The 6,782-nt window shown below is 48.7% G+C and carries 13 protein-coding genes; 4 read left to right on the plus strand and 9 right to left on the minus strand.

Annotation, left to right across the window (positions count from 1 at the left end):
* Position 1: 1 nt before the first annotated feature.
* The 4 genes from HMPREF0673_RS00455 (at position 2) to HMPREF0673_RS15005 (ending at position 2,382) form a co-directional block, all read left to right on the plus strand.
* The gene (locus HMPREF0673_RS00455) at positions 2-904 is read left to right on the plus strand and encodes a toprim domain-containing protein (protein ID WP_004291524.1); all 903 of its coding nucleotides are present in this window, start codon (positions 2-4) and stop codon (positions 902-904) included.
* Positions 901-1,404 carry a DUF3872 domain-containing protein gene (locus tag HMPREF0673_RS00460; RefSeq protein WP_004291525.1) on the plus strand — a complete coding sequence of 168 codons (504 nt, stop codon included), beginning with the start codon at positions 901-903 and terminating at the stop codon, positions 1,402-1,404. The genes HMPREF0673_RS00455 and HMPREF0673_RS00460 overlap by 4 nt, the downstream gene beginning before the upstream one ends.
* Positions 1,401-1,928, plus strand: coding sequence for a glycoside hydrolase family protein (locus HMPREF0673_RS00465; protein WP_004291526.1), 528 nt, complete (start codon positions 1,401-1,403; stop codon positions 1,926-1,928). The genes HMPREF0673_RS00460 and HMPREF0673_RS00465 overlap by 4 nt, the downstream gene beginning before the upstream one ends.
* Before the next feature lie 64 nt (positions 1,929-1,992).
* A complete protein-coding gene (locus tag HMPREF0673_RS15005; protein WP_004291527.1) occupies positions 1,993-2,382 on the plus strand; it encodes a hypothetical protein in 390 nt (129 codons plus the stop codon).
* A 33-nt stretch (positions 2,383-2,415) separates the two neighbouring features.
* On the opposite strand, the gene HMPREF0673_RS00475 is transcribed toward HMPREF0673_RS15005, so the two are convergent.
* The 9 genes from HMPREF0673_RS00475 to HMPREF0673_RS14000 form a co-directional block, all read right to left on the minus strand.
* A complete protein-coding gene (locus HMPREF0673_RS00475) occupies positions 2,416-2,724 on the minus strand; it encodes a hypothetical protein (protein WP_004304290.1) in 309 nt (102 codons plus the stop codon).
* A gap of 53 nt (positions 2,725-2,777) precedes the next feature.
* Positions 2,778-3,023: a DUF6956 domain-containing protein gene (locus HMPREF0673_RS00480; protein WP_004291529.1), complete on the minus strand. Its 246-nt coding sequence runs from the start codon at positions 3,021-3,023 to the stop codon at positions 2,778-2,780.
* Complete coding sequence (locus HMPREF0673_RS00485; RefSeq protein ID WP_004304291.1) at positions 3,020-3,253, minus strand: DUF3873 domain-containing protein; 234 nt, start codon at positions 3,251-3,253, stop codon at positions 3,020-3,022. The genes HMPREF0673_RS00480 and HMPREF0673_RS00485 overlap by 4 nt, the downstream gene beginning before the upstream one ends.
* A 19-nt stretch (positions 3,254-3,272) precedes the next feature.
* On the minus strand, positions 3,273-3,530 hold the full coding sequence (locus HMPREF0673_RS00490) for a hypothetical protein (protein WP_004291531.1): 258 nt from the start codon (positions 3,528-3,530) through the stop codon (positions 3,273-3,275).
* Positions 3,531-3,554: 24 nt separating this feature from the next.
* Positions 3,555-4,886 (minus strand): PcfJ domain-containing protein, encoded by a 1,332-nt coding sequence (locus HMPREF0673_RS00495; protein WP_004291532.1) that lies wholly within the window; start codon positions 4,884-4,886, stop codon positions 3,555-3,557.
* A complete protein-coding gene (locus tag HMPREF0673_RS00500; RefSeq protein ID WP_004291533.1) occupies positions 4,883-5,299 on the minus strand; it encodes a PcfK-like family protein in 417 nt (138 codons plus the stop codon). Before HMPREF0673_RS00500 ends, HMPREF0673_RS00495 begins: the two co-directional genes overlap by 4 nt.
* Positions 5,300-5,312: 13 nt before the next feature.
* Positions 5,313-5,534, minus strand: a complete 222-nt coding sequence (locus HMPREF0673_RS00505; RefSeq protein WP_004291534.1) for a hypothetical protein — start codon at positions 5,532-5,534, stop codon at positions 5,313-5,315.
* Positions 5,535-5,545: 11 nt separating this feature from the next.
* Positions 5,546-5,761, minus strand: a complete 216-nt coding sequence (locus tag HMPREF0673_RS00510; RefSeq protein ID WP_004291535.1) for a hypothetical protein — start codon at positions 5,759-5,761, stop codon at positions 5,546-5,548.
* Between the two features lie 161 nt (positions 5,762-5,922).
* Entirely contained in the window at positions 5,923-6,309 is a 387-nt protein-coding gene (locus HMPREF0673_RS14000) for a hypothetical protein (protein ID WP_009126113.1), read from the minus strand.
* Positions 6,310-6,782: the final 473 nt, after the last annotated feature.

Raw genomic sequence — 6,782 nt, forward strand, 5'->3', positions numbered from 1 at the left:
CATGGAAAGGACGGAAATAGATGCTGTCAGAAGGATGCCGCTTGCGGATTTTCTCGCACGGCTGGGGCATGAGCCTGTCAGAAGGAGCGGTAACGAGCTGTGGTATCTTGCCCCGTACAGGGGCGAGCGCACATCCTCTTTCCGTGTGAACGTGGCGAAACAGCTCTGGTACGACTTCGGTTTGGGCAAGGGCGGCGACATCTTCACGCTTGCCGGGGAGTTTCTGCAAAGCGATGACTTCATGAAGCAAGCGAAGTTCATAGCGGAAGCCGCCAATATGACGGTTGCCGGATGGGAAAAGCCCGTCTATCTCTCGAAGCCGACCGAATCCGTTTTTGAGGATGTGGAGGTCGCTCCGCTGCTCCGCTCACTGCTGACGGAGTATTTAGAGGAACGGGGCATCCCTTACGCCATCGCATCCCGTCACTGCTGCCGCTTGAACTACGGTGTGCGTGGGAAACGGTATTTTGCCGTTGGCTTTCCGAACATGGCAGGTGGCTATGAAGTCAGAAGCCGATATTTCAAGGGTTGCATACCTCCGAAGTCTGTATCACTGGTAAAGGCGAATGACATCCCGGCTGACGAGTGCCTCGTGTTCGAGGGCTTCATGGACTTTCTCTCTGCCGTGACGCTTGGTGTAACCGGTAACGCTGACTGTCTTGTGCTGAACTCAGTCGCCAACGTGGAGAAGGCGGCGGGATTGCTGGACGGATACGGGCGCATCGGCTGCTTCCTCGACCGTGACGAAGCCGGACGGCGGACGCTTGCCGCACTTACCATGCGATACGGGGAACGTGTCACCGACCGTTCCTCCCTCTATGACGGTTGCAAGGACTTGAACGAGTACCTGCAACTGACAACGAAAAAACAGAAAAACAACCATCTAAAAATCGAAGAACAATGAACATACTGAACAACAGAAACAAGAGAACATCAATATTCAAGGCAGTGGCGTTATGCCTGATAGCCGCCATGTCATTCACCCTCGTGTCATGTGACGATGACATGGACATCCAGCAGTCCTATCCCTTCACGGTGGAGGTCATGCCCGTGCCGAACAAGGTAGTAAAGGGGCAGACAGTGGAAATCCGCTGTGAACTGAAAAAGGAGGGCGACTTTTCGGGTACGCTCTATACCATCCGCTATTTCCAGTTCGAGGGGGAAGGCTCGCTCAAAATGGATAACGGCATCACCTTCCTGCCTAACGACCGCTACCTGCTGGAGAACGAAAAATTCCGCCTGTACTACACGGCGGCGGGTGATGAGGCGCATAATTTCATCGTGGTGGTGGAGGATAACTTTAGCAACTCCTACGAACTGGAATTTGACTTCAACAACAGGAATGTAAAGGACGACGATCTTACCATCGTTCCCATCGGCAACTTCAGCCCCTTGTTGAAATGATGCGTGTATTCATGACAATGCTCTGTTCACTTCTGACGGTCTGTTCTGTGTCCGCGCAGATCAGCCGCCAAGAGGGAACGGACGGGCAGGCGGCAATCTACCGACTGCCGCTTATGGAACGTGCTTTTTTATGCTGCCGCTACTTTGAAGGCTGGCACTCAGAAAAACACTACCCATACGTCGGTTGGGGTCACAAACTTTTGCCAAACGAGAAGTATTCGGCACGAACCATGACAAAACGGGATGCGGATGAACTTTTGCGGAAAGACCTGCGCAAATTTGTCGCCATGTTCCGTAAATTCGGGGTTGATTCGATTTTGCTTGGCACGTTAGCTTACAATGTGGGACCGGCGAAGCTGTTAGGCAGCAAAACAATCCCCAAAAGCACCTTAATCAAGAAGCTGGAAGCTGGTGACAGGAACATCTACCGTGAGTATATAGCCTTCTGCAACTACAAAGGAAAACGCCACGCCATGCTGCTCAAACGGAGAAAGGCGGAGTTTGCGCTGTTGTATATCCCATAAAAGGACTGACAAAACTGGCAAAAGACGTGCCATATTTAACTTGGCACGTCTTTTGCTCTATCACTTGATAGATTATCGTAGGATTTTCTCGTTAATTGACATCGTTGAGCCATTTTTGCCTATCGGTTTCCAAATAACACTTCAAGTTGTAAGTGTTGTGAGAGCAATACAAAACATAGTTATTAACCATAAAAAGTATAGCGAAATTATGAAGAAAGTATTTAGGAAAATTCAGAAAGGAACAACAAAAATGATTGAACGTATCAAATCGTTGGGGGAAATGGAGACGAAGCAGAAATGTGTAGTTCAACGGTTCGAGATTATCATTCCCCTCCACCAAAAAATAACGACCCAATATATAGCCTCCGCAAGTTTTACTTGCGGATTTTTTAGTTATCGCAGATTGGACAAAGGTTTCTTTGCTACTTTCTTTGTCCGCCATCATGCTCACTGAAAGAAAGTAGGGCGGCTCTCGCCGCCCCGCCACTCAAAAGCGTGTGTAAAGTCCCGTCACCATCGTGAACATTTCCTCCAGCATATCAAAATAGATACCCTCGTGTACGGCAATGTCCTTTGTCTTGCACTCAAAGGTCTTTTTGCTGAACGTCCTGCGGTAGAAGCGCATATTGTAGAGGTCTGCCCCTTCGTCATAGATGATGTCAAGGCGGTTGGCACTTGTTTTGTTCCTTGCAAGGCTCATCCGTAAGCCGTTGCCCATATCTATGAAATCACGGCTACCTGTCATGGCGGTGAAGCGTTTTCCGCCTATCTGCTGTAATATCGTCTTGGCTATCATATCTTTTGTTTTTAGGGTTTTAAGTATTGGCGGTGCGGACACCGCCATCCCGTTCAAAATTCTCGCATTTCGGAAATGGGGGTCTGCCGTTGTAGCCACTCTTTCACACATTCCATATTGTACTCGCTCGTGATGACTGCCGTATGGCTGTCGGTGGCGGTGAAACGTGTGCTTTCGTAATCATCTATCCACCCCTTGAGGGTGTCCGTTCCCCACGCTCCGGTATCGTCAAAGATACCGTCCAATGCCGTGATAGGTTCGCTGAACTTGACTATCAGCGTTTGATAGGTCGTGTTCATAGTCTGTCCTCCTTTCCCTTCTTTGCGTTCAGCCACTTGTCCCGTGCGGCTCGGCACTCGTCCAACGTGGGTTTGACACAAGAGAACAATTCTCTGTCTATGGGGTGGCGGTAGTCGTACTGCACAAGTGTCCGCCTGCGTCTTCCGATACCCGATTGGAAACGCTCGTATTTCTCCGTACCTGCTTCCGCGCAGGTGCTTACTCCGTTGATGGTCATTCGTGTTGTCATAATGTTGCTTTTTAGATGGTTAAAAATGTACTGACAGAACTCTGTTCTTCATCACCATTTCGGGGTTGCTTGTGTAGCGTTGGTGCAGGTAGAAATGGTGTGAGCCGAAGCCGTAAAGGAAAAACTTGTCAAGTTCGTGCTTCTCGGCAAACTCCTTTACGCTCTTTCTCAATTCCCCCTCACTCGTTGTGAGAGTGAGGAGGTTCACAAATTCAAGGAACATCGTGGGGATTGCATCATCCCACACACAAATCATACTTTCAATTCTTACTTCCATATCAATGTTGTTTTAGGGGTTATGCTATGCCGCTTTCATCCGCTCACGGATAAGGTTGGCGTTCTTGTTCACAAGGTCTATGATGCGCTCGTGATATTCGGTGTCCTGGTTGTGCTTGCCGTGGCACTGCACCACTTCGAGGGTTCGCAAGTCCACCTCTACGGTTTCAATAATCTCATCGCCAATCCTTGCCGATAGTATGAGGGTGTCGGCTTTCTTGTAGTATCCACTGCCAAACACGCAGATGCCCTGCGTCTTGCCCTCGTTGTAATACTCGTCTATGCTTTCAAGCACCTTGACGATTATTTCCTCGTCCGTGATTACCAAGCCGAAGAATTTGGATTTGTTGGCGATGAAATCCTCCGCATCTTTCTTTCGTTGGAGTTGTCGCTGTTGCTCACGCTCACGCCTTTCAATCTCCCAACGGCGTTGCTCTGCGGCTCTTTCCTTCTCGTGTATGGCTTCAATTTTTCGGGTTGCGTTGTCGTGTGCCGCCATGAAATCTTCGGGACAGATGTTCTTCGGGTTACGGAGGTCTTGACCGAGTTTTTTGAGCATACGCAGATAGTCGCACCACATTGAGAGGTTGTCTATCTGATACTTGTGACGCTTGGCAATCAGATATGATGCCCAACATTCATCGGCAGTACGGGTATTGAAAAGAAAGTGTTTCATGACCTCAATCTCACCGCCTTTCATAAGGGTTTCAATTCTTGGGTCTGAAAGCAAGGCTTTGAAAAGACGCACGGGGGAGATGCCGTGGAAATCGCCCTTGAAGCCGTTACGTCTGAGTTGGGGCAATATCCTCATCTTTGGATATGCACAGCTTCTTGCCACCACATCATCGTATAGGCTGTTGTGCGGTCTTACCTCCATATCGCTGCCTAATGCCCACACATCGCAATAGCAGAAAAGGAAGCCACGGAGCAACGCCATGTCCGTAACCTTGCCGTCGGGTGAAATCCAACGCTGCACGACCTCGTGGCAGTAGAAACGCATCGGTTCGCCTTTCCTGCTCTCGCATCTGACCTGCGCCACGCGGATTACCTGATACCCTTTGCAGGTGGTTATCACGCTGAAATTCTGCGTTTCCTTGTAGATGCGTCTGCGTGTGTCCTGCACTTTGAGTTCGGCATGGCATTTGGGGCAGGTGCAGCCTTCAAGGGTGTCGCATAGTCCGCTGTCGCTGTGCCACTCGTGACCGCAGTCGGAACAGGTGATGTTCCCTTTCTTGGTGCGGTAGCCGATATGCTCAACGCAGTGGCGGTATGCCCAATCTATTTGTGTCGCTGATATGGGGCGAAGGTTGGCGGAAAGTCTTGCCACCTCTTTCTGTATCTTGGTCTTCGGTTTCATAAGCCTAAATCAAATAATGAGGGTTGGGGTTGGTTTTCTTTTCTCGCTGACGGTCTGTGGCGGTTCTGCAACTTGCGGAGTTCCTCCTCTTGGTATTTGCGGACAGCGTTCTGACGTGCCTCCGCCTTTTCCTCTGCCGTGAGTTTCACAACGTGGTTCACAACCACTTGGCAGTCCATCGGTTTGCCCACCTCTATCTCGTTTTCCTCATAGTAGTGGATGGCTTGCCCGAATATCTCTCCGTCCGTGAAACCGTTGCAACCGCTTTTCTGCACATAGTTCAGAATGTGGGTCACGCACTCGTCCATGTTCTTGGCAGGGTTGCGGTACTTCTTTGCAAATAGCGCATCTTCCTCCGCACGCTGTTCCAAGTACATATATATCGTTCTCTTGAAATGGTCTGTTCCTTTCATATCGCTGTCATTTTTAGATTATCTGTTTCAGTATCTCTCTCCAATAGGTCGGCTCTACCTCGCTGAGAAGGAAGTCCATGAAATCCCTCCGTGCGTCCTTGTTCAGTTCGTGGTACAATCTTCGGAAAGTTTCAAAATTGCCGTTGATGTACGTTTCCACCATATACACGAAGATGTTGTCCACCTCGTAATATCTGCACTGCTGCGCTGCCGTCTTGCTGTTTCTTTTTGCCATGTCGGTAAGGGTTAAAGGGTGAATAACCAAAGGATGAAGCCAAAGAAGGCAATGGTGGAAAGGATAGCCACGATTACACCTATCGCCACTCGGAACACTCCGTTTACAATCTCTCTGATGATGCCCCAAAGGATGCCGAACACCCCGAAGGCGGTGCGCATCATCAAGCCGCATATCGCCAACCCGATGTGTTGCGCCATTTGTCTGAAATTTGCCGTTGCCGTCATATCTTCGCTGTTTTTGATTTTTTTGTTTTTAATGCGGATTCAAGAGCTGAGGGAGTTGAGTTTCAAACTATCTTATCTGCCTCTCGTTTATCCGACATTTTTTTTATGCGTCTTTCTGTCGCATCGGTCGTTTTCGTTTCGGGTGCTTGAAAAGGTAGGGATTAGGGAATGCAAGGTTTTTCGGTCAAAATACTACCCGCAGGGCTGGAGATTTTTACCGAAAACAGGAGGCTTGACCTTGCTTTCCCGTCCAATCCCGGAATTACCTTTGCGCCCAGAACGAAAATGACTGACTGATGCGGCTTACTGAAAGGCGCAAAATGGAGGTAAACGAAAACAGAGGCAGATTGTGTAGAAAAAAACTTCAGGGGAAAATCCGTAAAAAAAAGAATCACCAAAAGGAAAAAGACATCACCGGAAGCGTGAAAAGGGCAAACCACAACAAAGGAAGTATGATTGTTTCCGATCCGACGGAACTTGTTCAGCCGGGTGGCAACAATCATTCTTCCCGGTTTGTCCGGCTGTGTGTGGGCGCCTGTTTCATTCATGGGGCAGGCTGACACACTCTGCATTCACTTTCCGCTTCCGGCAAAAGAGACAGCGAAAAAAGAAAAATCATTTGAAAACCCGTAAAAGCACCTCTTGGCATAGGCGCAAAAGAAAGGGGCATTGCTTCATCTGTCTAAACATCGTTTAGGCGTGAGGCAATGCCCTTTTCTCCAGCTATGCGGTAGTCGGCACACGTTTGTTCCAAACTCGTTTTGGGCAATGGTGTGCCGACGGACAATACCGCTTTTACGGAAAATTCTTATGAATGAGGGGATAAAAAACGGGAGTTTATATCAAAATCTCGAATTAAATAGCTACTTTTGCATACGAAGAGTTCTTTGAAGGTTACGCAACGCGCAGAAGGATAATGCAGTAGATAACTAACTAAATCGTAACCTATTACTATCAAGAGCAATTAACCTACGCTCATTTCCAATAAATTACACTCTTTTCGTAACTTCGTATAGCAAAG

The sequence above is a fragment of the Leyella stercorea DSM 18206 genome (genome assembly GCF_000235885.1).
GTDB lineage: Bacteria > Bacteroidota > Bacteroidia > Bacteroidales > Bacteroidaceae > Prevotella > Prevotella stercorea.